This is a genomic window from Paenirhodobacter enshiensis, from assembly GCF_000740785.1.
GTDB lineage: Bacteria > Pseudomonadota > Alphaproteobacteria > Rhodobacterales > Rhodobacteraceae > Rhodobacter > Rhodobacter enshiensis.
Genome location: NZ_JFZB01000012.1, coordinates 133,151 through 158,404, shown reverse-complemented (window position 1 = coordinate 158,404; position 25,254 = coordinate 133,151). Strand labels below are relative to the sequence as shown.

Annotated in this window: 20 protein-coding genes and 1 pseudogene; 15 read left to right on the top strand and 6 right to left on the bottom strand. The window is 69.1% G+C overall.

The annotated features are described in order from the left end of the window. Positions 1 to 114: 114 nt before the first annotated feature. Positions 115 to 1,032: a LysR family transcriptional regulator gene (locus tag CG50_RS08695; RefSeq protein ID WP_051909760.1), complete on the bottom strand. Its 918-nt coding sequence runs from the start codon at positions 1,030 to 1,032 to the stop codon at positions 115 to 117. Between the two features lie 102 nt (positions 1,033 to 1,134). Here CG50_RS08695 and CG50_RS08690 point away from each other — a divergent pair, with 102 nt between their 5' ends. From CG50_RS08690 to CG50_RS08680, 3 genes are read left to right on the top strand one after another with little or no spacing between them, the layout of a single operon-like run. Beyond that, a complete protein-coding gene (locus tag CG50_RS08690; protein WP_036637161.1) occupies positions 1,135 to 1,548 on the top strand; it encodes a VOC family protein in 414 nt (137 codons plus the stop codon). A 10-nt stretch (positions 1,549 to 1,558) separates the two neighbouring features. After that, entirely contained in the window at positions 1,559 to 2,476 is a 918-nt protein-coding gene (locus CG50_RS08685; RefSeq protein ID WP_036637159.1) for a dihydrodipicolinate synthase family protein, read from the top strand. A 1-nt stretch (position 2,477) separates the two neighbouring features. Then, positions 2,478 to 3,266 carry an SDR family oxidoreductase gene (locus CG50_RS08680; RefSeq protein ID WP_036637156.1) on the top strand — a complete coding sequence of 263 codons (789 nt, stop codon included), beginning with the start codon at positions 2,478 to 2,480 and terminating at the stop codon, positions 3,264 to 3,266. A 25-nt stretch (positions 3,267 to 3,291) separates the two neighbouring features. Here the strand turns inward: CG50_RS08680 and CG50_RS08675 are convergent, their stop codons facing one another. Genes CG50_RS08675 through CG50_RS08660 form a run of 4 tightly spaced genes read right to left on the bottom strand, consistent with a single transcriptional unit; the run spans position 3,292 to position 7,267 of the window. Continuing rightward, on the bottom strand, positions 3,292 to 4,542 hold the full coding sequence (locus CG50_RS08675) for a hydantoinase/carbamoylase family amidase (RefSeq protein ID WP_036637222.1): 1,251 nt from the start codon (positions 4,540 to 4,542) through the stop codon (positions 3,292 to 3,294). Further along, a complete protein-coding gene (locus CG50_RS08670; protein WP_036637155.1) occupies positions 4,539 to 5,492 on the bottom strand; it encodes a hydroxyacid dehydrogenase in 954 nt (317 codons plus the stop codon). Before CG50_RS08670 ends, CG50_RS08675 begins: the two co-directional genes overlap by 4 nt. Before the next feature lie 42 nt (positions 5,493 to 5,534). Then, positions 5,535 to 6,485 (bottom strand): 5-oxoprolinase subunit C family protein, encoded by a 951-nt coding sequence (locus CG50_RS08665; RefSeq protein ID WP_036637153.1) that lies wholly within the window; start codon positions 6,483 to 6,485, stop codon positions 5,535 to 5,537. A 14-nt stretch (positions 6,486 to 6,499) separates the two neighbouring features. Then, positions 6,500 to 7,267, bottom strand: a complete 768-nt coding sequence (locus CG50_RS08660) for a LamB/YcsF family protein (RefSeq protein ID WP_036637152.1) — start codon at positions 7,265 to 7,267, stop codon at positions 6,500 to 6,502. A gap of 276 nt (positions 7,268 to 7,543) precedes the next feature. Between CG50_RS08660 and argE the strand changes: the two genes are divergently transcribed. The 11 genes and pseudogenes from argE to CG50_RS08605 all read left to right on the top strand — a co-directional run bounded on the left by argE (position 7,544) and on the right by CG50_RS08605 (position 22,142). Next, the gene (gene argE / locus CG50_RS08655) at positions 7,544 to 8,671 is read left to right on the top strand and encodes an acetylornithine deacetylase (RefSeq protein ID WP_036637150.1); all 1,128 of its coding nucleotides are present in this window, start codon (positions 7,544 to 7,546) and stop codon (positions 8,669 to 8,671) included. 8 nt (positions 8,672 to 8,679) lie between these two features. After that, entirely contained in the window at positions 8,680 to 9,606 is a 927-nt protein-coding gene (locus tag CG50_RS08650; RefSeq protein WP_036637148.1) for a 2-hydroxyacid dehydrogenase, read from the top strand. Between the two features lie 362 nt (positions 9,607 to 9,968). After that, on the top strand, positions 9,969 to 11,558 hold the full coding sequence (locus CG50_RS08645; RefSeq protein WP_051909758.1) for an ABC transporter substrate-binding protein: 1,590 nt from the start codon (positions 9,969 to 9,971) through the stop codon (positions 11,556 to 11,558). A gap of 7 nt (positions 11,559 to 11,565) precedes the next feature. Continuing rightward, positions 11,566 to 12,507: an ABC transporter permease gene (locus CG50_RS08640; RefSeq protein WP_036637146.1), complete on the top strand. Its 942-nt coding sequence runs from the start codon at positions 11,566 to 11,568 to the stop codon at positions 12,505 to 12,507. 108 nt (positions 12,508 to 12,615) lie between these two features. After that, entirely contained in the window at positions 12,616 to 13,527 is a 912-nt protein-coding gene (locus CG50_RS08635) for an ABC transporter permease (RefSeq protein WP_036637144.1), read from the top strand. Positions 13,528 to 13,544: 17 nt separating this feature from the next. After that, positions 13,545 to 15,179, top strand: a complete 1,635-nt coding sequence (locus CG50_RS08630) for a dipeptide ABC transporter ATP-binding protein (RefSeq protein WP_036637142.1) — start codon at positions 13,545 to 13,547, stop codon at positions 15,177 to 15,179. 9 nt (positions 15,180 to 15,188) lie between these two features. After that, positions 15,189 to 16,718 carry a M81 family metallopeptidase gene (locus CG50_RS08625; RefSeq protein ID WP_036637141.1) on the top strand — a complete coding sequence of 510 codons (1,530 nt, stop codon included), beginning with the start codon at positions 15,189 to 15,191 and terminating at the stop codon, positions 16,716 to 16,718. A gap of 10 nt (positions 16,719 to 16,728) precedes the next feature. Then, positions 16,729 to 18,123, top strand: coding sequence for an amidase (locus CG50_RS08620; RefSeq protein ID WP_036637138.1), 1,395 nt, complete (start codon positions 16,729 to 16,731; stop codon positions 18,121 to 18,123). A 35-nt stretch (positions 18,124 to 18,158) separates the two neighbouring features. Continuing rightward, a complete protein-coding gene (locus CG50_RS08615) occupies positions 18,159 to 19,772 on the top strand; it encodes a gamma-glutamyltransferase (protein ID WP_051909757.1) in 1,614 nt (537 codons plus the stop codon). Positions 19,773 to 19,786: 14 nt separating this feature from the next. Next, positions 19,787 to 21,199: an amidase family protein gene (locus CG50_RS08610; RefSeq protein ID WP_036637135.1), complete on the top strand. Its 1,413-nt coding sequence runs from the start codon at positions 19,787 to 19,789 to the stop codon at positions 21,197 to 21,199. Between the two features lie 79 nt (positions 21,200 to 21,278). Beyond that, positions 21,279 to 22,142, top strand: a pseudogene (locus CG50_RS08605) (GntR family transcriptional regulator). Positions 22,143 to 22,146: 4 nt separating this feature from the next. Here CG50_RS08605 and CG50_RS08600 read toward each other — a convergent pair. Continuing rightward, on the bottom strand, positions 22,147 to 23,571 hold the full coding sequence (locus CG50_RS08600; protein WP_036637132.1) for an amidase: 1,425 nt from the start codon (positions 23,569 to 23,571) through the stop codon (positions 22,147 to 22,149). Between the two features lie 199 nt (positions 23,572 to 23,770). On the opposite strand from CG50_RS08600, the gene CG50_RS08595 reads away from it, so the two are divergent. Then, positions 23,771 to 25,249 (top strand): amidase, encoded by a 1,479-nt coding sequence (locus tag CG50_RS08595; protein WP_036637130.1) that lies wholly within the window; start codon positions 23,771 to 23,773, stop codon positions 25,247 to 25,249. Positions 25,250 to 25,254 lie beyond the last annotated feature (5 nt).

Sequence of the window (25,254 nt, the reverse complement as noted above, 5' to 3'; positions counted from 1 at the left end):
CCAATAGTATTCATCCGGAAGGCCATGTTCGGCGCGGAAGCGGATCGCCCCGTCGTATTGCCCGGATTTTGATCTGTCCCGGTCGGTTCCGGGCGTTTTATGGGCGGGTGATGGCTATCGGGCAGGCGGCCCGGCCCGGGAGAAAGCGGGAATCGGGGGAGGCAGGCCGTCCACGATGTCGGGCCACACTGCGTGCAGCGCCGTGCGGAACGCGCGCAGACAGGCCGGCCGGGCGGGCAGGCGCGGCGCCACGGCCACGATCTTGCGGGCATAGAGATCGCCGTCCGGCAGCGCCCGGCTGGCGCCGAGTTCGGCCCAGTCCGGCACCAGCGCCGCGCCGATGCCGCGTGCGACCAGCTTCGAGATCGCTTCGAGCGCATCGAGCTCGCACAGCGTTTCGGGCGCGATGGCATGGTCGCTCAGATAGCGCCCGGCGATCTGCCCGCCCCAGGAGCGCGGATCGTAGGCGATCAGCGGCAGCGCGGCGAAGACCCCGGCGACATCGTGCCCCGCCAGACCCTCGGGCGCGAGCAGTCGCAGCGGCTCGCGCCGCAAGGTGAGCGAAACCAGATCCGGGGGCAGCGCGAAGGGCGGCTCGACGATCAGCGCGGCATCGAGCGCGCCCTGCGTCAGCGCCTCGTACAGCGCGGCGGAACTGCCCGGTTCGATGCGCAGCTCAAGCGCGGGCGCCGCGGCATGCAGCCGGTGCAGCAGATCCGGCACGAAAGCCGTCAGCACCGTCGAGATCGCGCCGAGCCGGAAGATCCCCGCCGCCGTGTCGGGCCGCGCTTCGAGTTCGAGAGCGCGCGCCTGCGCCACCAGTTGCCGCATCGCCGGCAGCAGATCGCGGCACGCCCGCGTCGGCAGCGCGGCATTCGCGCGGCGCGTGAGCAAAGCGGCGCCGAGGTCGCGCTCCAGCACCTGGATGCGCTGGCTGACCGCGGCCGGGGTCAGCCCCTGCGCGCGGGCCGCCGCGACGATGGAGCCTTGCTCCGCCACCGCGATCAGGCTTTCGAGAAAACGCGTGTCCACAAGTTTTCCTGTTTCTCAGAGACGAAATTTCTCGTTTTTCCTTTCTCTACGGTTTCGCTACGCCGGACCCAACAGAAATCTCCCCCGACTGCCGGAGTTGCCATGAAATCCGTGTTCCACCTTGCCTTCCACGTCACCGACCTCGACCAGACGCGCCGCTTCTACGGCGATGTCCTCGGCTGCGAGGAAGGCCGCTCGACCGAGACCTGGGTCGATTTCGACTTCTTCGGCCATCAGCTGTCGATGCATCTGGGCAAGCCCTTCGAGACCACCCGCACCGGCAAGGTCGGCGATCACATGGTGATGATGCCGCATCTGGGCGCGGTGCTCGGCCTCGACGACTGGCTGGCGCTTGCGGCGCGGCTGGAGGCGAAGGGCGTCGCCTTCGACATTCCGCCGGTGATCCGCTTCGCCGGCCAGCCCGGCGAACAGCGCACGATGTTCTTCTTCGACCCGTCGGGGAACCCCATCGAGATCAAGGGGTTCAAGGATTTCGACGGCCTGTTCGCGAAGTGAGGAAACACCGATGATCGACCGTCACACCTCGGGCGTCTTCATCATCGCGGCGACGCCTTTCGATGCGTCGGGCGCGGTGGATTTCGCCAGCATCGACCGGCTGGTCGATTTCTACGCGGCGGCCGGCGTCACCGGGCTGACCATCCTCGGCATGATGGGCGAGGCGAACAAGCTGACCATCGAGGAGCGCCACGCCGTCATCGACCGGGTTCTGGCGCGCACCGATCTGCCGGTGGTGGTCGGCGTGTCGGATGCCGGGATCGCGAACCTTGCCGATCTAGGGAACTACGCGCTCGACAAGGGGGCGGCGGGGCTGATGATCGCGCCCTCCGCAGGCCCTGCGCGCGAGGACCGGGTGGAGAGCTTCTTCCACGCCGCCTGCCGTGCCCTCGGGCCGGAGGCGCCGGTGGTGTTTCAGGACTTTCCGCAATCGACCAACGTGCCGGTCTCGCCCGCGCTGATCCGGCGGCTGTCGCAAGACCTCGACCAGATCGTCATGCTCAAGCACGAGGATTGCCCGGGGTTGAACAAGATCTCCACGCTGCGGGCCGAGGAGGCCGAGGGCGGGGTGAAGCGGCTGTCGATCCTCACCGGCAACGGCGGGCTTTACTTGCCGCAGGAACTGGCCCGCGGTGCGGATGGCGCGATGACCGGCTTCGCCTTCCCCGAGGCGCTGGTCGGGACGGTGCGGCTGTTCCGCGCCGGTCAGCCCGACGCGGCCGAGGATCTGTTCGACCGCTACCTGCCGATCCTGCGCCACGAGCAACAGCCGGGCTGGGGGCTTGCGGTGCGCAAATATACGCTGATGCGGCGCGGTGCGATCGCCTGTGCCGATACCCGGGCGCCGGGGCCGAAGCTGACGGCGACGGATATCGCCGAACTCGACCGGCTGATCGCGCGCACCGGGGCGAAGACGAAGGGAATGTGAGATGGATTTCGGACTGAAGGGACGCAAGGCGCTGGTGCTGGCCTCGTCGAAGGGGCTCGGGCTCGGGGTGGCGCAGGCGCTGGCGGCGGAGGGGGCGGATGTGCTGCTCTCGGGCCGCGACGCGGCGGCGCTCGGGGCTGCGGCGGCCGCGATCGCCGCGCGCGGGCAGGGGCGGGCCGACTGGGTGACGGCCGATCTTTCGGCCGCGGATTTCGCGCCGAAGCTCGCGGCCGAGGCTGTCGAACGGCTCGGCCGGGTCGATATTCTGGTCAACAACACCGGCGGGCCGCGGCCCGGTGCGGCGCGCGACATGTCGGCCGATGTGCTGATCGAGGCCGCGCGCTCGATGCTCGCCCCGGTGACCGAGATCACCCGGCTGTTGCTGCCCGCGATGTGCGCGCGCGGTTGGGGCCGGGTGCTGACGCTCGCCTCTTCCGGCGTCGAGGAGCCGATCGCCAATCTCGCGCTGTCGAACACGCTGCGCGCGGCGCTGGTCGGCTGGAACAAGACGCTGGCCACCGAGGTCGCGGCCGAGGGCGTGACCTGCAACCTGCTGCTGCCCGGACGCATCCACACCGACCGGGTCGATCAGCTCGACGCCGCGCGGGCACAGAAGACCGGCACGGAGATCGAGGCGGTGCGCGCCGCCTCGCGCGCGACGATCCCGATGCGCCGCTATGGCACGGTCGAGGAATTCGCCGCAGTCGCTGCCTTCCTGTGCAGCGCGCAGGCCTCTTACGTCACCGGCAGTAAGCTGCGCTGCGATGGCGGCAAGATCGCCGGGATCTGATCCCGGCCGCCCCGGGGGCGCGCCGTCAGGCGCGTCCCTGCGGATCGCCCCAGCTCGCGGCGAGGGCGCGCACCGCTTCGGCCAGATCGGCGGGATTCATCCCCTCGCGCGGGTTGTGGCTGCCGTCCCAGTTGCGGATGAACACCATCATCGCTTCCCAGCCCGCCTGACGGAACGCCGCGGTGTCGTGACCGCCGCCCGAGACCATCAGCCGCGGGCCCATGCCGAGACGCGCCGCCCCCTCGGCGATGCGCCCGATCAGACCTTCGGACAGCACGGCCGGCCGGCTGCGCGACAGCGCGCCGAGATCGAAGTGCACGCCGCGGGCACGGGCCACGGTCTCGCAGGCCTCGTGAAACAGCGAGAGCGCGCGGTCGAGTTCGGCATCGTCGTTGCTGCGCATGTCGACGCAGAAACCGAGCTCGCCCGGCACCTTGGCGAAGGCATGTTCCCCGGAGGCGGCATCGACGCGGCCGAAGGTCACCGCGAGATCGCGGCCCGAGGACAGCTCCCCTCCCCAGATCCGGTCCATGGCGGTCACCAGATCGGCGAAGGCGAAGACCGCATCGGCGCGGCCCTCGCGCGGTGCCCCGCCCGAATGCGCCCAGACCCCGTGAATCTGCGCGTTGCGATAGCGCACCCCGCCGCGGATCGCCTCGACGAGGGCGAAGGGCTCGCCCGCGGTGTCGAGGATCGGACCCTGCTCGATATGTATCTCGACGAATTGCGCCGGGGCCAGGCCGGGGCCGCGCAACACCGCCTCGGGGTCGCCGCCCTCGTCGCGCATATGCTCGGCCAGGGTCCGGCCGGTGTCGGAGCGGCGGGCTTCGAACTCCTCGGGCTTCAGCCGGGCAAGCGCCGCGCGCGAGCCGATGTAGGACACCGGAAACCAGGTGCTTTCCTCGGCGCGGGTGACGGTGACGACGAGATCGACGGGGGGTGTCTCGCCCCTCTCGACGAAGGCCGCGGCCAGCGCCATCGCGCCCGCGACGCCCGCCGCGCCGTCATAGGCACCACCCATCGGCACGGTGTCGAGATGCGATCCGACGAACAGCGCGGGCGCCGTGCGGTCGCGTCCGGGCAGGCGCGCGAAGAGGTTCATGCCCGCATCGCGGCTGACCGTCAGCCCGAGCGCCCCGGCCCGGCGTTCGATCACCCGATGCGCCTCGGATTCGAGCGGGCTGTAAGAGGGCCGGGTATAGCCCGGACCGGGCAGCGAAATGGCGTTCACCTCGCTCAGGATCGCGTCGATCGTCTCGGCGATCACGTCTTTCATCGGTTCCATCCCTTCGGGTCGTTCTGTGCCGTCGCCGGGCGCTTGCCCGACAGTGCGTCGAGGACATGCGCGACGCTGCCCTGACCGACGCGGATCATCGCCTCGGGGGTGGAGCCTCCGAGATGCGGGGTGAAGATCACCTGCTCGAACCGCCCGAGCGGCCCCTGCGGCGCTCCGGGGCTGTAGACGTCGAGCGCCGCCGCCCCGATCCGGCCAGAGGCGAGCGCGCGGGCGAGCGCCGCCTCGTCGACCAGCCCGGCGCGGGCGGTGTTGACGAGGATCGCGCCCGGCTTGCAGGCGGCGAGGATGGCCGCGCCGATCAGCCCTTCGGTCTCGGGCCGCATCGGGGTGTGGAGCGTGATCAGATCGGCGCGCGAAAGCCCGTCGGCCAGCGTCGCGACGCGCTCGAAACCGCCGGTATCGCGCGCCCTCGGCGAATGGACGAGGATCTCCATCCCGAAGGCGTCGTGCAGCATCCGCCCGACGCCCTGTCCGATATGGCCCCAGCCGACGACCAGCGCGGTCTTGCCCGAAAGCTCCGCGGTCACGGCGCGGGCGCGAAACCCGGCCTCGCCGCCGCGTTCGGCCCGGTCGGCCGCCGGGATCTTGCGCGCCGCCGCGATGGCGAGGCCGAGCGTCAGCTCCATCACCGAGCGCGCATTCGCTCCGGGCGTGTTGCACACCAGAATGCCCAGTTCGGTCGCGGCGGCCTTGTCGATGGCGTCGTGGCCCGCGCCATGGGCCACCACCACCCGCAGCGAGGGGCCGGCGGCCCGCATCGCCGCGGCACCGAAACCGGCATCGCGGGTGATGACCGCATCGACGCCCGCGGCCAGCCGCGCCACGGTTTCGGGCAGGGTGTCGGGGCAGATCACCGCCTCGACACCGGCGTCGGCCAGCATGTCGAGGGCGGCCTTGTGCATCGGCTGCACGATGAGACAACGGGGCATTCTTCCTGAACTCCAGTCTGCGAGAGGCAGAGCCGCGCGGGCTCATGCCGTCATCGGTTCCTCTCGGGCGATCTCGGCCAGCGCATCGGCGAGGGCGCGGCGCGCGGCGATGGCCTTGTCCTCGGCGCGCTCCTGGTTCAGCGCGCGGAAGCGGAAGCGCTGCCCCGTCGCGAGCTGCGCCAGCCGCGCGAGGTCGGTCGAGACCACGGTGGCGATCTTCGGATAGCCCCCCGTCGTCTGCCGGTCGGCCATCAGCACCATCGGATGGCCCGATCCCGGCACCTGGACCGAGCCGCGCAGCGTGCCGTCCGACACGATGTCATGGCCCGCCGCCGCCTCGATCGCCGGGCCGTCGAGGATCATCGCCATCCGGTCGCGTTTCGCGCTGACGGTGAAAGTCGCGCTCAGGAAGCGGTGCTGCATCTCGGGGGTGAAGGCATCGGCCTGCGGCCCCATCACCACGTCTATGGCGCCCGAGCGCACCCGCCAGGGATTGCGCAACCGGCGCGGGCGCAGATCCCCGGGCGTGCCCAGAGGCAGCACATCGCCCGCCTGCAGGCTGCGCCCGTCGAGACCGCCGATCCCGCTGCGCAGATGCGTCGCGCGCGAGCCGAGAACGGCGGGCGTCGCGATCCCGCCCGAGATTGCGACATAGCCCCACACCGTGCCGGGCGTCGCGCCGACGGTGACGGTCTCGCCCGCGCGCAGCCGGTGGCTTTGCCAGGGCGCGGCGGGCTTGCCGGCGATGCTCAGCCCCGGGGCCGCGGCGCAGACCGCGACGAGGCACTCCGCGGTCGCGGTGAAACTGCCGCCCATATGCGCGAATTCGAGCGCCGCCGCCCCCGGCGCATTGCCGACCAGCGCATTCGCGATCTGCAACGCCTCGGGGTCCATCGCGCCCGAGCCCGACACGCCGTTGCTCAGCAACCCGGTGCGGCCCAGATCCTGAACCGTCATCATCAGGCCCGGGGAAACGATCCTGAGGTCAGCCATGATGCCTCCTCCGCTCAGCCGCGGGCGAAGGGGGCGATGACGATCCCCTCGGCCTCGAGCGCGCCGCGCAGGTTGCGCGTGATCCCGACCGCGCCCGGGGTGTCGCCATGCACGCACAGCGTCGCGGGGTCCACCGGCAGACGCTTGCCGCCGGTGGTCGGGATATGGCCGTTCAGCACCATTTCGAGCACCTGATCGAGGCTTTGCGCCGGATCGTGGATCACCGCGCCCGGCTGGCTGCGCGGGGTCAGCTCGCCCTTGTCGGTATAGGTGCGGTCGGCATAGATCTCGCACGCGACGGTGAGGCCCGCGGCCTCGGCGGCGGCATAGGTCTCGGAATAGGGCAGCGAGACATAGACGAGCGAGCGGTCGACCGCCGCCACGGCGCGGGCGCAGACGCGGGCGAGGTCCGGGTCCACCGCCGCCATGTTGCCGAGCGCACCGTGTGTCTTCACATGGGTCATCTTGTGACCGTAGACCTCGGCCATGCCCTGCATCGCGACGATCTGATAGATCAGCTGGGCCTCCAGATCCTCGGGCGGCTCGCCGCTGATCCGGCGCCGGCCGAAGCCGAAGCGGTCGAAGAACGAGGGATGCGCGCCGATGCTGACGCCGCGCTCGCGCGCCAGACGGATCGTGTCGCGCATCACCATCGGATCGCCGGCATGGAAGCCGCAGGCGATATTCGCCGTGCTGACCAGATCGAGCATCGCGGCGTCCTCGCCGACGCTCCAGGCGCCGAAGCTCTCGCCGATGTCGCAGTTGAGATCCAGGGTGCGCATGGGGCCTCCGTGGGGCGGCGGGAACGCCATTGAAAATTGGAATACGAATGGTATACCGATGTGGCGGCTGCGGCGCAACGTGGCCGTGCGGCCATCGTGCGGATTTTGCCGGCGGGGGCTCTTGCCGTTTCGCGGCCCGAGGCAGACGATTGTCGCGAACCGGCCGGGCACAAAGGCAGATCGTGCGGCGGCGGAACAGATAAACCGGGGGCAGGCAGATCAGCACGGCTCTGGCAGGCAGGGCGCCGGGCGCAGCCGGCGCGAAAGGAACGCAGGATGACAGCCGAAGACAATCTGGCGAAACTGGTGGGTTTCGCGCCGGTGGCGGGCTCGCCCAACGCGCCGGTTTCCGGCTGGGCGGCCGATATGCTGCGCGCAGCCGGCGCCGAGGTCACGCTGATCGAAGGCCCCGAGGGCGACCGTTTCGACGTCTTCGCCACCTTCGGCCCGCGCGAGCGCGAGGGGATCATCCTGTCCGGCCACATGGATGTGGTGCCCGCGCGCGCCGCCGACTGGGCCTCGGATCCGTTCACGCTGACCGAACGCGACGGCCGGCTTTACGGGCGCGGCAGCTCGGACATGCTGGGCTTTCTGGCCTGCGTCCTCGCCGTCGCGCCCGAATTCACCGCGCTCTCGCCCGAACGCCCGGTCCATGTCGCCTTCTCCTATGACGAGGAACTGGGCTGTCTGGGCGTGCCCGCGCTGATCGCGCGGCTCGACAGTCTGTGCGCGCGTCCCTGGGGCGCGGTGATCGGCGAGCCGACCTGCCTTGAGCCGATCCGCGGCCACAAGGGCAAGGCCGCGCTCGGCGTCGAGGTGCGCGGCCGCACCGGGCATTCCTCGCGCCCCGACCTCGGGCTGAACGCGATCCATGGCATGGCCGAGGTTCTCAACAGCGTGATCGAGACCGCGGGCGCGCTGGAGCACGGGCCGAAGGCCGGCGATTTCGCGCCCGCCTGGTCGACGATGCAGGCCGGTGTGTTCTCGGGCGGCGAGGCAGTCAACATCATCCCCGACCGCGCCGCGATGGAGATCGAGGTCCGCGCCATTCCGGGCGTCGATCCGGAAGGTCTGCTCGCTCCGGTGCTCGATCGGCTCGCGGGGCTGCGGGCGAAGGGCTATGACGTGTCGCACGCGATCCGCTCGACCTATCCGGCGATGGCGCTGGCGGCGGATCATCCGCTCGCCGCGCTGGTCGAGAGGGCGGCGGGCAAGCCTTCCGTCGCCGCGGTCAGCTTCGGCACCGAGGCAGGTCTGTTCGAGCGCGCCGGCATCCCCTCGATCATCTGCGGGCCGGGCGACATCGCGCGCGCCCACAAACCCGACGAATACATCACCCGCGACGAGCTGGCGGCAGGCACGGCCTTCGTGCGCGCCGTCGTTTCCCGCGCCGCAACGCTTTGAGAGGCCCGATGACCGTTCTGTTCAATTCCGATGCCGCGCGCGGCGAAGTGGTCGCCGCCGCGCTGGCCGGGGTCTTTCCGGATCTGCCGGTGAAGATCGGGCTCGATGCGGTCGAGGGCCCCGAGGTCCGGTATCTCGTGACCTGGCAGGCGATTGCGGGGATGTTCGACCGCTTTCCGAACCTGAAGATCGTGTTCTCGCTCGGTGCCGGGGTGGATCAGTTCGACGTCCGCACCTTCCCCGAAGATGTGCGGCTGGTGCGGCTGGTCGATCCGGGGCTCGCGTCGATGATGCGCGATTACGTCTGCATGAGCGTTCTGGCGGCGCATCGCGATCTGCCGGCTTACCTCGGCCAGCAGCGCGCCGAGGTCTGGGCGCCGCTGCCGGTGCATCTGGCGGCGGAACGGCGGGTGGGTGTTCTGGGCCTCGGTCAGCTCGGTCAGGCGGTGCTCGACGCGCTCGCGCCCTTCGGCTTCGCGCTCTCTGGCTGGAGTCGCAGCCCGCGCGAGATCGCGGGCGTGCGCTGTCATGCCGGCGACGAGGGCCTCGACGCGATTTTGGCCGAAAGCGATATCCTGGTGTGCCTGCTGCCGCTGACGCCCGAGACGGAGGGAATTCTGGATGCCGCGCTCTTCGCCAAGCTGCCGGTGGGGGCGACGCTCGTTCATGTCGGGCGGGGCGCGCAGCTCGATCCGGGGGCGTTGCGCGCGGCGCTCGACAGCGGGCATCTGGCGGGGGCGATCCTCGACGTGACGGCACCGGAGCCGCTGCCCGCGGGCGATCCGCTGTGGCACCATCCGCGCGTCATCGTCACCCCGCATATCGCTTGCCAGACCCGTGCCGATGCGCTGGCGCGCCACATGGTCGAGGTGCTGCGCGCCGAAGCCGCCGGCGCTCCGCTTCCCGGTGTCGTCGAGGCCCGCCGCGGGTATTGAGCCCCGGCGGATCGCGCGCCGACGCACCGGAATTCCGATTCCCCTGTGCCCTGCCGCGGCAGGAGGCTGCCCCTCTTGCCGGGCTTTGCGGTTCGCCCCACCGGGAGCGGAAATCGCTGTTTCGCGCTGGTTTTCGCTCCAATCCGCACGGCGCATATATATTAGGCAGCAAGCTATCGCCATGTTTGCCATTGTTTTATAAGGAAATTATTTTTGGCCTCGCGGGTGAGGCGGATCCGCAGGTGTAGCCGGGCAGATCGCGGGACATTTATCGTTGTGAGGTCAAGACGGCGTGATCTACGTTCGATCATAGATTGGCGACAATCGTCATTGCTGCGCCCCCCATGATCAGGAGATGTGGAATGCTTGCCCTCGGAAATCCCTCGACTCTGGTGAAAGCGACGGTTCTGTCGCTTTGTCTGGGGTCGATCAGCTTTGCCGCTCAGGCGGAAACGACGATCACCGCGGTGATGCACGCCCCGCTGCGCGCGGTCGATCCGGTGATCTCCACGGCCTATATCCTGCGCAACTACGGCTACATGGTCTACGATACGCTGCTGGCGCGCGACTCCGCCGGCAAGCCGCAACCGCAGATGGCAAGCTGGACCGTTTCGGACGACGGCAAGACCTATACTTTCACCCTGCGCGACGGGTTGAAATGGCATGACGGCACCCCGGTCAAGGCCGAGGACGCGGTCGCCTCGCTCAAGCGCTGGAGCCAGGTCGACAAGACCGGGCAGGTGATGGCGAAGCTGCTCGAGCGTTACGACATCACCGACGACAAGACCTTCGTCATGACCTTCAAGGAGCCGACCGGCATCGCGCTGATCGCGCTGAGCAAGCCCTCGGGCGTCGCGCCGTTCATGTTCCCGAAGGCGGTCGCGGAAACCCCGGTCGGGCAGCCGATCACCTCGACCATCGGCTCGGGCCCGTTCAAGTTCGTCGCTGCCGACTACAAGCCCGGCGTCGGCGCGACCTTCGTCAAGAATACCGATTACGTGCCGCGCTCCGAGCCCGCCGACGGGCTGTCGGGCGGCAAGGTCGTCAAGGTCGACAAGGTGGTCTGGACCACCATGCCCGATCCGATGACCGCGATGAACGCGCTGATGTCGGGCGAGATCGACATGGTGGAACAGGCGCCGCACGACCTGCTGCCGCTGGTCGATGGCAACCCGGATCTGCAGACCATCGTCTTCCCGAAGCAGGTCAACCAGAACCTGGTGCGGATGAACTTCACCCTGCCGCCGTTCGACAATCCGAAGATCCGTCAGGCGGCGCTGCTCGCGCTCGATCAGCAGCAGATGCTGGATGCCCAGGTCGGCGCCGGCTCGAAATACGGCAAGGTCTGCGCTTCGGTGTTCGGCTGCACCGGCCTTTACCCCTCGACCTACCGCGCGGACGACATCATCAAGGCGCATCCGGCCGAGGCGAAGGCGCTGCTGAAGGAAGCCGGTTATGACGGCAAGCCGATCTTGCTGATGCACGCGACCGACCTTGCCAGCCTCGCGCCGCAGGGGCCGGTGATCGCGCAGAACCTGCGCGATGCGGGCTTCAACGTCGACATGGTGTCGATGGACTGGGCGAGCGTTGTGGCGCGGCGCGCCAACAAGCAGCCGGTCGCGGAAGGCGGCTGGAACATGTTCTCGACCACCAATGTCGGCCCCGACGTCGGCGATCCGATCGGCTTCATCGGCGTCGCGGCGGGCGGTTCGAGCGCCTGGTTCGGCTGGCCAGATGTGCCGGAAATCGAGACGCTGCGCCTCGACATGGCCAAGGCCTCGGATCCGGCGAAACAGAAGGAAATCGCCGAACAGATCGACCATCTGGTGATCGACAACGGCGTGATGATCCCGATGGGCGAGTTCCAGCAGGTCATGGTCGCTTCGAGCAAGCTGAAGGGCGAGATCTCGGCCGAGGCGCCGGTGTTCTGGAACGTCGAGAAGGCGAAGTGATCCGCAGATGCTGACATTTGTCGTCAAGCGAATCCTGTCGGCGGTGCCGGTGCTCATCATGGTGGCGATCATCGTCTTCCTGGTGCTGCGCCTGTCGCCGGGCGATCCGGCGCTGATGATCGCGGGACCGAGCGCGACGGAAGATCAGCTCCAGGCGCTGCGCGAGAGCATGGGGCTGACGAAGCCCCTGCTGCAACAGCTGTTCCTGTGGATCGGTCAGATCCTGAGCGGCGATTTCGGCGTCTCGCTGATCTCCGGCAAGCCGGTGACCGAGCTGATCCTCGACCGTTTCGGGCCGACGCTCGCACTCAGCCTGTCGACCATCGTTCTGGCGGTCGCGGTGGCCATTCCGCTCGGCGTGCTGGCGGCCTGGCAGCAGGGCAAGTGGATCGACCGGCTGGTGATGGCGGGCTCGGTGCTCGGGTTCTCGGTGCCGGTGTTCATCGTCGGCTACATCCTGATCCTGATCTTCGCCCGCGGCCTCGGCTGGTTTCCGGTGCAGGGCTACAAGCCGCTCTCGGACGGCTTCGGCCCCTTCGCGGTCCGGCTGGTGCTGCCGTCGGTGGCGCTCAGCTTCCCTTATATCGCGCTGATCGCACGCATCGTGCGCACCAACGTGATCGAGGTGATGGGCGAGGATTACATCCGCACCGCCCGTGCCAAGGGGCTGACCGAGGGCGGCGTGCTGATGGATCACGCGCTCGGCAATGCCGCGGTGCCGATCGTGACGATCATCGGCGTGTCGATCGCGATGCTGATCGGCGGTGTGGTGGTGACGGAATCGGTGTTCAACATCCCGGGCCTCGGCCGGCTGGTGCTCGAGTCGGTTCTGGCGCGCGATTACACCGTGATCCAGACCGTGATCTTGCTGTTCTCGACGATCTACGTGTTCATCAACCTGGCGGTCGATCTGCTCTACGGGCTGTTCGACCCGCGCATCCGCTACTGATGCCGAAGGTCCGGGCCTGTTCGGGGCCCGGACCGATCTTCTCCCCGAAACCGGATCTTTCGCCAGAGCGCCTCCCCGCCCCGACGAGGTCCGAGACTGGACGCACAGATGACATCGGATACCGAACCCGCCTCCGCCCCCACGCTTGCCCTGCCCGACCTCGACAGCCCGAAGGAGCGGCGCGATCCGCTGAAGCTGTTGCGCGACACGCTGTCGTCCTGGCCCGCGCGCATCTCGGCGCTGGTGCTGGGGCTGATCGTGCTGATGGCGATCTGCGCGCCCTGGCTCGGCACGGTCGATCCGGTGACGATCAACCCCTCGCTGCGGCTGAAACCGCCGTCGCCCGAGCACTGGCTCGGCACCGATACCTTCGGGCGCGACGTCTATTCGCGCATCGTCTACGGCGCGCGGATCTCGCTCGTCGTGGGCGCGGGAACGGTGATCGTGTCGTTGCTGTTCGGCGTGTTCTTCGGCGTGCTGACCGGCTATTTCCGGTGGGCCGACCTGATCGTGATGCGCTTCATGGACGGTCTGATGGCGATCCCGGGCATCCTGCTTGCCATCGCGCTGGTCGCGATCTCGGGCGCGACGCTGACCACCGTGCTGATCGCGATCTCGATCCCGGAAATCCCCCGCGTCGCGCGCATGGTGCGCTCCGTCATCCTCGGCGTGAAGGCCGAACCCTATGTCGAGGCGGCCTCGGTCCTCGGCACCGGGGTGTGGAAGATGGTCTGGCGCCACCTGCTGCCCAATACCGTCGCGCCGCTGCTGGTTCAGGGCACCTATATCTTCGCCGCCGCGATCATGACCGAGGCGATCCTCAGCTTCCTCGGCGCCGGCATCCCGCCCGAAACCCCGTCCTGGGGCAATATGATGGCCGACGGGCGGGTCTACTTCCAGCTCAAGCCCGAGCTGATCCTGTTCCCCGGCCTGATGGTGTCGCTGACCGTGCTGAGCGTGAACATGCTCGGCGACGTGCTGCGCGACCGGCTCGATCCGCGCATGGCCAAGCGCCTCTGACCCGAAGGAGATCCGACATGATCCAATCCGACGCCAAGGTCGTCCTTTCGGTCGAGGACGTGACCATCGACACCCGCCCGAAGGGCGAGAAGGGCATCGTGCGCCATATCGGCTTCGACGTGCGCGAGGGCGAGACCGTCTGTATCGTGGGCGAGTCGGGTTCCGGCAAGTCGGTGACCTCGATGGCGGTGATGGGGCTGTTGCCGAAGGACGCATTGCAGGTCACCGGGGGGCGCATCCTCCTCGATGGCGAGGATGTGTTGCAGGTCAGCCCGGCGCGGATGCGCGAACTGCGCGCCTCGAAAGTGGCGATGGTGTTCCAGGAGCCGATGACCGCGCTCAACCCGGTCAAGACCGTGGGCGACCAGATCGACGAGGTGCTGCGGCTGCACACCAGGATGCCGGCATCCGAACGGCGCCAGAAGGTTCTGGCGATGATGGAGCGGGTGCATCTGCCCGATGTCGCGCGCATCTATGCGAGCTATCCGCATCAGCTCTCGGGCGGGCAGCGCCAGCGCATCGTGATCGCCATGGCGCTGATCCTGCGCCCGCGGCTCTTGCTCGCCGACGAGCCGACGACCGCCCTCGATGTCACCACGCAAAAGCAGATCCTGCATCTCATCAAGGAGTTGCAGGAACAGGAAGGCACCGCCGTCGTCTTCGTCACCCATGATTTCGGCGTGGTGTCCGAGATCGCCGACCGCATCGTGGTGATGAACCGCGGCGATTTGGTCGAGACCGGCAGCCGCGACGAGATCCTTGAACGGCCGAAACAGGACTACACCCGGATGCTGGTCTCCTCGGTGCCGAGCCTCATTCCGCGCTGCGCGCCGATGGGCAAGGAGCCGAAGGTTCTGGAGGTGATCGGCCTCGAAAAGCGCTATGGCGAGAAGGGGTTGCTGAAGGATACCTCGGTCGTCGCGGCGCAGGGCATTTCGTTCACCGTGCGGCAGGGCGAGATCACCGGGATCATCGGCGAATCCGGTTCCGGCAAATCGACGGTGGCGCGTTGCGTGATGCGGCTGACCGACCCGACCGAGGGCGCGGTGGTGCTGAACGGGCGCGACATCGTTCCGCTGCGCAACCTCCACGACGTGCGCAAGCAGGTGCAGTATATCTTTCAGGACCCCTACCGCTCGCTCAACCCGCGCCGCACCATCGGCCAGTCGCTGACCGAGGGGCTCATCAACTACGGCACCCCGGAACTGGAGGCGCGCCGTCTGGCGGGCGAGACGCTCGAACTCGTCAACCTGCCCGCCTCGGTGATGAGCCGCTATCCGCATCAGTTCTCGGGCGGGCAGCGCCAGCGCATCGCCATCGCCCGCGCCGTGGTGATGCGGCCGAGCCTGCTGATCGCGGACGAGGCGGTCTCTGCCCTCGACGTGACGGTGCAGGCTCAGGTTCTGCGCCTGTTCGAGGAGATCCGCTCCACCTTCGGCATGTCGATCCTGTTCATCACCCATGACCTGAGGGTCGCGGCGCAGATCTGCAACACCATCGTCGTGATGCAGCGCGGCCGGATCGTCGAGCAGGGCCCGGCGCGCGATGTGCTGGCTTCGCCGGTGCATGACTACACCCGGACCCTGATCGAGGCCGCCCCGGCGCCGGAGTGGGATTTCCAGAACTTCCGCCCCGCCCGGCAGGCAATTTAGGAGGCAGCGATGCGCATCGTTTTCGCTGGTTTCCAGCACGAGACGAATACCTTCTCGGCCGATGTCGCCGACGATGCGGCCTTCGCGCATGGCGGCGGGTTTCCCGGCCTGTGCCGCGGCGCCGAGGTGACCGAACGCCTCGGCCCCGGCGCGAACATCGCAGGCGCGGGTTTCCTCGCCGCCGCACGGGCCGCGGGGGCGGAGGTCGTGCCGGTCCTGTGGTGCGCGGCCTGCCCCTCGGGCCCGGTGGCGCGCGACACTTATGAACGCATCGCCACCGAGATCGTCGAAGGGGTGCGCGCCGCGCTGCCCGCCGATGCGGTTTATCTCGATCTGCACGGGGCGCAGGTGGCGGCGCATCTCGACGATGGCGAGGGCGCGCTTCTCGACCGCCTGCGGGCGGTGACCGGGCCGGATCTGCCGGTGATCGTCAGCCTCGATCTTCATGCCAATGTGACCGAGCGGATGGTCGCGCTCGCCGATGCTCTGGTGGCGTTCCGCACCTATCCGCATGTCGACATGGCGCGGACCGGGGCGCGGGCCTTCGCGCTTTTGCAACGCCGGATCGCCCTTGGACGGCCCTTCGCACGGGCGCTGCGGCGCATTCCCTATCTGGTGCCGATCTGCTGGCAGGCGACGGACCGGGCGCCGGCCGGCCCGCTTTACGCCCGGCTCGGCACGGTCGAGGCCGAAAGCGGTGCGATCAGCCTGTCTTTCGCCATGGGCTTCGCCGCCGCCGACATCGCCGGATGCAGCCCCACCGTCTGGGGCTATGCCGAGAGCGAAGCCACCGCCGAAGCGGCGGTCGACGAGATGACCCGCGCGGTTCTGGCCGCCGAGGCAGAGTTCGCCGGCCCGCTGTTCGACGCGGCCGAGGCGGTCGAACGTGCGCTTGCGCTCAATGCGGCCGGTGTGCGCCCGGTGGTGATCGCCGATGCACAGGACAACCCCGGCGCGGGCGGCAGTTCCGACACAACGGGGCTGTTGCGCGCGCTGGTCGCGGCGGGGGTGCCGCGCGCGGCGCTTGGCGTGCTCCACGATCCTGCTGCGGCGGCGGCTGCCCATGCCGCGGGGCTCGGCGCGCGGCTGACCCTCGCGCTCGGCGGGCACTCTGGCCTTGCCGATGACGCGCCTTTCGTCACGGAATGCGAGGTCGCGGCGCTGTCGGACGGCCGGCTGCACACCAGGGGGCCGTTCTTCGGCGATCTCGACATGGACCTTGGCCCCGCGGCGTGCCTGCGCATCGGCGGCGTGCGGGTCGTCGTCGCCTCGCGCAAGGCGCAGATGGCGGACCGCGAGATGTTCCGCTTCCTCGGCATCGAGCCCGAGGCCGAGGACATCCTCGTCGTCAAAAGCGCGATCCATTTCCGCGCCGATTTCGCCCCGATCGCCGGCGAGATCCTGACCGCCACCGCCCCCGGCGCGATGCTCATGCGCACCACCGGCTGGCGCTGGCGCAACCTGCCCGACGCGATCCGCATGATGCCCTGCGGCCCCACCTTCGCCGAGGTCCGCGCCGCCTCTTCCACCCCGCTGTGAGGATTTCCGCATGACCGAACTCTGGCAACTCTCCGCCGCGCAGACCGCGACTGCGATCGGGCTGAAACAGGCCTCGGCGAGCGAGGTCGCGCGGGCCGCGCTCGCCCGTCTCGATGCCGTCAACCCGGCGCTGAATGCCGTCGTCGACTGCAACCCCGAAGATGTTCTGGTCCAGGCCGCGGCGATTGACGCGCGTCTTGCCGCGGGGGGCACGGTGCGCCCGCTCGAAGGGGTGCCGGTCACCATCAAGATCAACGTCGACCAGAAGGGTTACGCGACCTCGAACGGGCTGCGCTCGAAGGCGGATCTGATCGCGACCTCGAACAATCCGGTGGTCGAGGGGTTTCTGGCGGCCGGGGCGGTGCTTCTCGGGCGCACCAACACGCCGGCGTTCAGCGCGCGCTATTTCACCGACAATCAGCTGTTCGGCCCGACGAAGAACCCGCGCGATCCGGCGCTGACGCCGGGCGGATCGTCGGGCGGGGCGGCGGCCGCGACGGCGGCGGGGATCGGCTGCATCGGGCATGGCAACGACATCGGCGGCTCGGTGCGCTATCCGGCCTATGCCTGCGGCATCCACGGCCTGCGTCCGGGCCTCGGCCGGGTCGCGACCTTCAACGAGACCGGGCCGGACCGCAGCATCGGCTTTCAGCTGATGTCGGTGCAGGGTCCGCTTGCGCGCACGGTGCATGACGTGCGCCTGGCATTCGGTGCGATGGCGCGCCGCGACATTCGCGATCCGTGGTATTTCGAGGCGCCGGAGCCCGCCGATACCCCGCGCCTCGCGGCGTTCTGCGCCCATCCCGAGGGGATCGACACCGCCCCCGAGGTCGAGGCGGCCTTGCGCGACGCGGCCGCGCGGCTTCGCGATGCGGGATGGACGGTGGTCGAGCTCGACGCGATCCCGCCCCTGAAGGAAGCCAGCCGGATCATGCACAAGCTCTGGGTCGCCGATGCGCCCGAGCGGATCCTCGCCGCCGCCGAGGCCGAGGGCGACCCGGGTGCGATCTTCTCGATGAAGGGTGCCATCGACTGGGTCGGGCCGGTGTCGCTGACGGAGTTCGGCGACACGCTGACCCGCCGCGCGAGCCTCGTGCGGGACTGGGCGCGGTTTTTCGAGGACTGGCCGGTGCTGTTGCTGCCGCCGTCTTCCTGCCTGCCCTTCGCCGTCGATGCCGATCTGAAGAACGGCTTCGAATGGCTGACGGAGCGGCAATATTTCATGGCCGGCCCTCCGGCTATCGGGATGCCGGCGATGACCGTCTCGACCGGGCTGTCGGGGCGCGCGCCGGTGGGGGTGCAGATCCTCGCCGGGCGGATGCGCGAAGACCTGTGTCTGGCCGCCGGCGAGGCAATTGCCGCCCGCGGCACCCCGCCCGCCCCCATCGACCCGCTGACCGTCTAATTTTCCATGACTTTCCGAACTTCTCAGGACAGACCATGACCCTCACCGATATCCGGTCCCCGAACCTGTCGCGCCACCTGACGCTGACGAAACCCGCGACGCGCAGCGACAAGGGCATCGTGACCGCGCACAACCGCCTTGCCGCCCATATCGGGGCGGGGATCCTCGAACGCGGCGGATCGGCGGTCGATGCGGCGATCGCCGTGTCCTTCGCCATCGGCGTGCTGGAGCCGTGGATGAGCGGCATCGGCGGCGTCGGCGCGATGCTGGTGCGCACAAGCGACGGCGCGGTGACCGCCATCGACGCAGGCGCGCGGGCGCCCGCGGCGCTCGATCCGGCGGATTTCCCGCTGACCGAAGGGGCGGACGCCGATCTGTTCGGCTGGCCGAATGTGGTCGAAGACCGCAATGTCATCGGCGCGAAGTCGATCTGCATTCCGGGGATCCTGCGCGGGCTTGAGCGCGCGCACGCAAGGTTCGGCCGGCTGCCCTGGGCCGATCTCGTCGCGCCGGCCGTGGCGCTCGCCGCCGAAGGGCCGCAGGTCGATGCGCACACCACGCTGTGGATCGCCTCGGACATGGCGCGGATCGGGCGCAACGCGGCCTGCGCCGAGTGGTTCCTGCCGGGCGGTCTGCCCCCGGTCGCGCCGGCTGCGGTGACGGGCAAGGTGAAGCGGCTGCCCAATCCGGCACTTGCGCGCACGCTTGCCACCATCGCGGCGGAGGGCGCCGGGGCGTTCTACACCGGCCCCATCGCCGAGGCACTGGCGGGCGATGTGCAGGCGCTTGGCGGCTATCTGAGCTGCGACGACCTCGCCGGTTTCGCGGCCGTCGAGACCCCCTCGAAGACCGAACCTTACCGCGAGTTCACGCTCCATCTGGTGCCCGAGCTGAACGGCGGCGTGACGGTCGCGCTGGCCTTGCGCGATCTCTCGGCGCGGACCCGTCCTGAAGGTGCCGTGCCGACCCCGGCGGAGGTCGTGCAAAGCTGCGCGGCGCTCGCGCGCGCATGGGAGCACCGCTTCGCCAACCTCGGCGACGGGGCCGAGCGCAGCCTGCCGAGCTGCACCACGCATTTCAGCGTCGTCGACCGCGAGGGGATGGCGGTGTCGCTGACCCAGACGCAGCTGTCGCTGTTCGGCTCGGGCGTGGTGTCGCCGCGCACGGGGGTGTTGCTGAACAACGGCGTCAACTGGTTCGATCCGCGTCCGGGGCGGGTGAACTGCATCGGGCCGGGCAAGAAGGCGCTGGCGAATTATTCGCCGATGATGATGGTGGGCCCGGGTGAGGATGTGATCGCCATCGGCGGCTCTGGCGGGCGCAAGATCCTGCCCGCGGTGTTCCAGGCGCTGATCCATGTCGCCGATCACGGGCAGGATCTGGAAACCGCCATCGCCGCGCCGCGCTTCGATCTGTCGGCGCCGCCGGTGGTGGTCGCCGATGCCCGCCTCGGGGCCGAGACCGTCGCCGCGCTCGCGAAGCAATTCCCGGTGGTGGTGAGCGAGCGGATGGAGCACCCGAACGCCTTCACCACGCTTGGTGCGGTGCGCCGCAAGGATGGCATGAACGAAGGCATGGCCGAGCCCTGGCACCTGTGGTCCGAGGCCGTGGCCGAGGGCGAGGCGCTGATGCCCGCCGTGACGCTTTGACAGGAGAGTTGACGATGACGCTTCCTTCCGCCCCGCTGTGGGCTTTGTCCGCGACCGAGATCGCCGCTCTGGTGCACGCGCGCGCCGTCAGTGCGACCGAGGTGGCGCAGGCCGCGCTCGGCCGTCTCGATGCGGTCAATCCCGCGATCAACGCCGTGGTCGATTGCAACCCCGAGGAGACGCTTGCCGCCGCCGCCGCGGTCGATGCCGCGATTGCCGCCGGGCGCGATCCCGGCCCGCTCGCCGGCGTGCCGATCACCATCAAGTGCAATGTCGACCAGATCGGCCATGCCACGACCAACGGTCTGAAAGCGCAGAAGGATCTGATCGCCACGACGAACAGTCCGGTCGTTGACAGCCTGCTTCTTGCGGGTGCCGTGTCGGTCGGGCGCACCAATACGCCGGCGTTCAGCTATCGCTGGTTCACCAACAACCTGCTGCACGGTCACACCCACAATCCGCGCGGTCATGGGCTGACGCCGGGCGGATCGTCGGGTGGTGCCGGGGCCTCGGTCGCGGCGGGGATCTGCGCCATCGGGCATGGCACCGACATCGCCGGATCGGTGCGCTACCCGGCCTATGCCTGCGGGGTGCACGGGCTGCGCCCGTCTCTCGGCCGGGTGGCGGCGTGGAATGCCTCGGGCCGGGACCGGGCGATCGGGGCGCAGATCATGGCGGTCTCGGGGCCTCTGGCGCGGCGGGTCGATGACATGCGGATCGCGCTGGCCGCGATGGCACGGCCCGATCCGCGCGACCCCTGGCATGTGCCCATGCCGCTGAGCGGGGCGGAGCTGCCGCGCCGCGCCGCGCTGTGCCTGCGTCCCGACGGAATGGACACCGCGCCCGAGCTGGTGACGGCTTTGCTTGAGAGCGCGCAGAAGCTGCGCGACGCGGGATGGCTGGTCGAGGAGGTCGATACGCTGCCGCCGATCCGCGACGCGGTGGCGGTTCAGCTGACGCTGTGGTTCGGCGACGATTACGCGGGCCAGGTGGCCGCGGCCGGGCGCGAGGGCGATCCGGGTGCCATCGCGGCGCTGGCCGGGCAGCGCGATTTCGCGCTCTCGCTCGGGATGGCGGATTTCTCGGCGGCGCTGGTGAAGCGCATCGGCATCGCGCGGGAGTGGAACCTGTTCCTTGAGCGTTTCCCGGTGGTGCTGCTGCCGCCTTCGGCTGAGCTGCCGTTTGCCGACAATCTGGATCTGAAGAGCGATGCCGATTACCGGCGGGTGTGGACGGCGCAGATGTCGATGATCGGCCTGCCGGTGACCGGGCTGCCGGTGCTGACGCTGAATACCGGGCTGACGGAAGGCGGTATCCCGCTCGGGGTGCAGATCGTCGCGCCGCGGTTTCGCGAGGATGTCGCGTTTGACGCCGCCGCAGCGATTGAGGCCCGGGGCGAGGTTGCCCCGATCGCGATGGCGGGCTGAGCCGCCTCCGCGGGGTCGAAACGAAGGGGTCTTTCCCACGGACCCACGGAAAGAAAAGTAGGGGGGCTCTGCCCCGCAGATGGTAAAGAGAGGGGGCTCTGCCCCCTCGGGCCTTCGGCCCTCACCCCCGGGATATTTGCGGCGAATCGAAAGGGAGACGGGCCCGCGCGCAGTTCGGAACTTGTTCCGCGGGGCAGGGGCGGTTAGATCGGCGCGAATGGCGCCAGACAGCGTTTCGGGAGGAGACCGGATGTCCACGAGCAAACTTCGCCCGATCTCGCGTCAGTCGACCGAGGCGATCGTGACCGATACCTTGCGGGAATATATCGTCTCGGGCGAGGTGCCGCCCGGTCAGCGGCTGACCGAGATCGCGCTCTCGGAGCAATTGGGCGTAGCGCGGGCGACGCTGCGCGCGGCACTGCTGCGGCTGACCGCCGAGGGGATCGTGGTGCAGATCCCCTATACCGGCTGGCAGGTGGCGCAGCTGAGCGCGGAAGACGTGTGGGAGATCTGGACGCTGCGCGGCAGCCTTGAGAGCCTTGCCTCGCGGCTGGCGGCGACGCGGCGCGAGCCCGAGGTGCGCGCGGCGCTGGAGGCGGCGATCTCGGAGTTTCTCGATGCTTGCGCGGCGGGGGATCTCGCGCGCATGAACGCGGCCGATTTTGCGCTGCACCGGGCGATTGTCGATGCCTCGGGCCACAGTCGGCTGGCGGCGCAGTATCACGTGGTCGAGCAGTAGGTCCGGCTGTTCATCGCAACCAGCAATTCGCGCGTGGCGACGGGGCCTTCCGATATCGTCGCCCAGCACGAGCCGCTGATCGCCGCGCTTCGGGCGGGCGATGGCGAGGCCGCGGCGCAGGCGGCATGGCTGCATGACGAGAGCGAGGGCAACCGGCTGATGAGCTGGATCCGCGCGCGGGAGTCTGCGGGCGATCAGGCCTGAACGATCAAACCGGCGCCTGAGCCACCGGCAGCCCCGCCGCCCATTCATAGGCCTGCGCGAGTTCCAGCGTGTGCCGGTCGGCGCGGGGTTTGCCGACGAGCTGGATCCCCGTCGGCAGGCCAGAGGCCGAGAGACCGGCGGGCAGGGCCGCGACCGGCAGACCGGCGAGCGTCGGGCCGATCACCACCTCCATCCAGCGGTGATAGGTGTCCATCCTGCGTCCGGCGATCTCGGCGGGCCAGGGGGTTTCGACGTCGAAGGGGAAGACCTGCGTCGCCGGCAGCGCGATGAAATCATAGCGCTCGAACAGCCGGCACAGGGTGCGATACCAGTGGGTGCGCAGCACCGATGCGGCGTGCAGTTCGGCCGCGCTGCGCCCCATCGCGGTCTCGACCTCCCAGATCGCCTGAGGGCCGAGGAGCGCGCGGGTCTCGGGGTTGGCGTAAAGCGGGGTCAGCGCCGGGGTGGCGGCGAATCCGCGCAGCACCAGCCAGGCCTGCCACAGCGCGTTCATGTCGAATTCCGGCACCACCGGCTCGATCTCGCAGCCGAGACCGGCCAGCACCTTGAGCGCATTGGCGTCGGTGTCGAGAACGCCCTCCTCAAACGGCAGATGGCCGCCGAGATCGCCGAACCAGGCGATGCGGGTGCCGGCGAAATCCGTGGTCTCGTGCAGCGTCAGATCCTCGTCGGGCAGTGACAGCGGATCGGTGGGATCGTAGCCCGCCATCGTGCCGAGAAGCCGCGCCATGTCGGCGACGGTGCGCCCCATCGGCCCAGCCGTGCCGAGCTGACCGAGGAACACGTCGCCCTTGCCGCTGCCCGGCACGCGACCGAAGCTCGGGCGGAAGCCGAAGACCATGTTGAACACCGCCGGATTGCGCAGCGAGCCCATCATGTCGCTGCCATCCGCGACCGGCATCAGTCGTGCGCCGAGCGCCGCCCCCGCGCCCCCCGACGAACCGCCCGCGCTTTTCGCGAGGTTCCAGGGGTTGCGCGTCGGGCCGTGCAGCGCGTTCGTGGTGTGCGAGCCGAGGCCGAATTCCGGCGTGTTGGTCTTGCCCACGAAGATCGCCCCGGCCGCCCGGATCCGCGCCACATGCAGCGTATCGGAATGCGAGAGGTGGTCGCGCCAGGCGCGCGATCCCCAGCTCGTCGGCAGACCAGAGACCTCGGCCAGATCCTTGACCGCATGGGGCATCCCGTGCATCCAGCCGCGGTAGCGGCCGGCGGCAAGCTCGGCATCGGCGGTGCGGGCCTCGGCGATCAGCTCGGCGCGGGGGCGCAGGTAGAGGATGGCGTTGATCTGCGGGTTGAGTGCCCCGATCCGGTCGAGACAGGCCTCCATCACCTCGGTGCAGGACAGCCGCCGGGTCCGGATCGCGGCGGAAAGCTCGGTTGCCGAAAGGGTCGTCGCGTCGTCGGTCATCTGGGGCCTGTCCTTCGCGTGAAAAGGGCGGTCCGGAGGGCGGGCGCCCATTAAATGGTCAGTTCCGCGGTCCGCGTCCGAACCTTGCCGGAATCTATTCCACGACAATTGCCCATTGTCGACAATCAAATTAACCTTTCCCCAAGGACGGCGCCCGGATTGACAGGGCGGCCGGCAGATGCAGCGAACAGGGGCCGGAATGACCAGGGTGATGAGCTGGGGCGAGTGGTTCGCCCATGACGGAACGGCGCTCGCGGAGTTGGTGCGCAAGGGCGAGGTGACGGCGGAGGAACTCGCCTCGCAGGCGGCCGAGGCCATCGTCGCGGTCAATCCGAAGATCTCGGGCGTGGTCGAGCTGTTCGACGATGCCGTGGCGGATGCGACGGTGAACGGTGCGGCACCCGATGGCCCCTTCGCCGGATTGCCGTTTCTGCTCAAGGACCTGGGGCCGACGCTCGCCGGCCGGTTGCAGGAACAGGGATCGCTGTTCTTCAAGGGGCACCGGTCGACCTCGGACAGCTTTCTGGTGACGAAGATGAAGGCGGCGGGGCTGAACATCATCGGGCGCACCACCACGCCCGAGTTCGGCTGTTGCAGCTCGGCCGAGAACCCGGCGCTTTATGTCACGCGCAACCCGTGGAACACCGAGTATACCAGCTGCGGGTCTTCGGCGGGGTCCTCGGTCATGGTGGGGGCGGGGGTGCTGCCGATCGCGCATGGCACCGACGGCGGCGGCTCGATCCGCATTCCGGCGGGCTGCTGCGGTGCCATCGGGCTGAAAAGCTCGCGCGGGACGTTCTCCATCGCACCTTACGGGTCGGATTTCACCTCGGTCGTATCGACGCAGGGCTGCATCAGCCGCACGGTGCGCGACACCGCCGCCTTCGTCGATGCCTGCCGTGGCGGCGCGCCGGGCGAGTTCATGCCCTATTGCCGCCCGGACCTGCCCTTCACCGAGATGATCGCGCGCGATCCGGCGCCGCTGAAGATCGCGGTATCGCATGAATGGGGCCCCTATGCCGCGACGCCGCATATCGCGGCCGAGCTGGCCCGCGTCGCGGCCTTCTTCGAAAGCCTCGGCCATCATGTCGAATGGGTGGTGCCGAAGGTCGATCTGGAGCGCGCCTATGCCGCGCAGACCACCTGCTACATCACCAATTTCGCCCAGACGGTGAACAACCTGCTGCGTTCGAAAGGCGTCAGCGAACCGCCCCCAGATCTGATCGAGCCGATGAACATCCGCATCTGGGAACAGGGCAAGGACGCGAGCTACACCGAGCGCGCCGACATGCAGGCGGTGTTCAACGAGACCGCCCGCGCCTTCGGGGCGTTCTACGAGGAGTGGGACATCCTGCTCACCCCCACCACGGCGCGCGAAACGCCGCGGATCGGCACCACGGAATATCTGACGCTGAGCGACAACCCCTCGGCCCTCGACTGGTTCGGGAACCTGTGGGGCTTCTTCGCCTATACGCCGCTCAGCAATCTGTGCGGCACGCCGGGCATGTCGCTGCCGCTGGCGGTGCACGAGAACGGATTGCCCTTGGGGATGCAGATCCACACCCGGCAGGGCAACGATGGGCTGCTGGTGCAGCTTGCCGCGCAGGTCGAGCGCGCGATCGCGGGCAAATGGACCCTCGGTGCGCTGCCCGAGGTGCATGTGACCAAGCTCGGCTGAGGGGC

Coding starts and splice junctions, on each gene's coding strand:
- CG50_RS08650 (WP_036637148.1), top strand. CDS start 8,680: ATGACCGTTCTGTTCAATTCCGATGCCGCGCGCGGCGAAGTGGTCGCC.
- CG50_RS08635 (WP_036637144.1), top strand. CDS start 12,616: ATGACATCGGATACCGAACCCGCCTCCGCCCCCACGCTTGCCCTGCCC.
- CG50_RS08660 (WP_036637152.1), bottom strand. CDS start 7,267: ATGCGCACCCTGGATCTCAACTGCGACATCGGCGAGAGCTTCGGCGCC.
- CG50_RS08615 (WP_051909757.1), top strand. CDS start 18,159: ATGACCCTCACCGATATCCGGTCCCCGAACCTGTCGCGCCACCTGACG.
- CG50_RS08610 (WP_036637135.1), top strand. CDS start 19,787: ATGACGCTTCCTTCCGCCCCGCTGTGGGCTTTGTCCGCGACCGAGATC.
- CG50_RS08630 (WP_036637142.1), top strand. CDS start 13,545: ATGATCCAATCCGACGCCAAGGTCGTCCTTTCGGTCGAGGACGTGACC.
- CG50_RS08595 (WP_036637130.1), top strand. CDS start 23,771: ATGACCAGGGTGATGAGCTGGGGCGAGTGGTTCGCCCATGACGGAACG.
- CG50_RS08665 (WP_036637153.1), bottom strand. CDS start 6,485: ATGGCTGACCTCAGGATCGTTTCCCCGGGCCTGATGATGACGGTTCAG.
- argE (WP_036637150.1), top strand. CDS start 7,544: ATGACAGCCGAAGACAATCTGGCGAAACTGGTGGGTTTCGCGCCGGTG.
- CG50_RS08640 (WP_036637146.1), top strand. CDS start 11,566: ATGCTGACATTTGTCGTCAAGCGAATCCTGTCGGCGGTGCCGGTGCTC.
- CG50_RS08600 (WP_036637132.1), bottom strand. CDS start 23,571: ATGACCGACGACGCGACGACCCTTTCGGCAACCGAGCTTTCCGCCGCG.
- CG50_RS08670 (WP_036637155.1), bottom strand. CDS start 5,492: ATGCCCCGTTGTCTCATCGTGCAGCCGATGCACAAGGCCGCCCTCGAC.
- CG50_RS08645 (WP_051909758.1), top strand. CDS start 9,969: ATGCTTGCCCTCGGAAATCCCTCGACTCTGGTGAAAGCGACGGTTCTG.
- CG50_RS08680 (WP_036637156.1), top strand. CDS start 2,478: ATGGATTTCGGACTGAAGGGACGCAAGGCGCTGGTGCTGGCCTCGTCG.
- CG50_RS08685 (WP_036637159.1), top strand. CDS start 1,559: ATGATCGACCGTCACACCTCGGGCGTCTTCATCATCGCGGCGACGCCT.
- CG50_RS08625 (WP_036637141.1), top strand. CDS start 15,189: ATGCGCATCGTTTTCGCTGGTTTCCAGCACGAGACGAATACCTTCTCG.
- CG50_RS08620 (WP_036637138.1), top strand. CDS start 16,729: ATGACCGAACTCTGGCAACTCTCCGCCGCGCAGACCGCGACTGCGATC.
- CG50_RS08690 (WP_036637161.1), top strand. CDS start 1,135: ATGAAATCCGTGTTCCACCTTGCCTTCCACGTCACCGACCTCGACCAG.
- CG50_RS08675 (WP_036637222.1), bottom strand. CDS start 4,542: ATGAAAGACGTGATCGCCGAGACGATCGACGCGATCCTGAGCGAGGTG.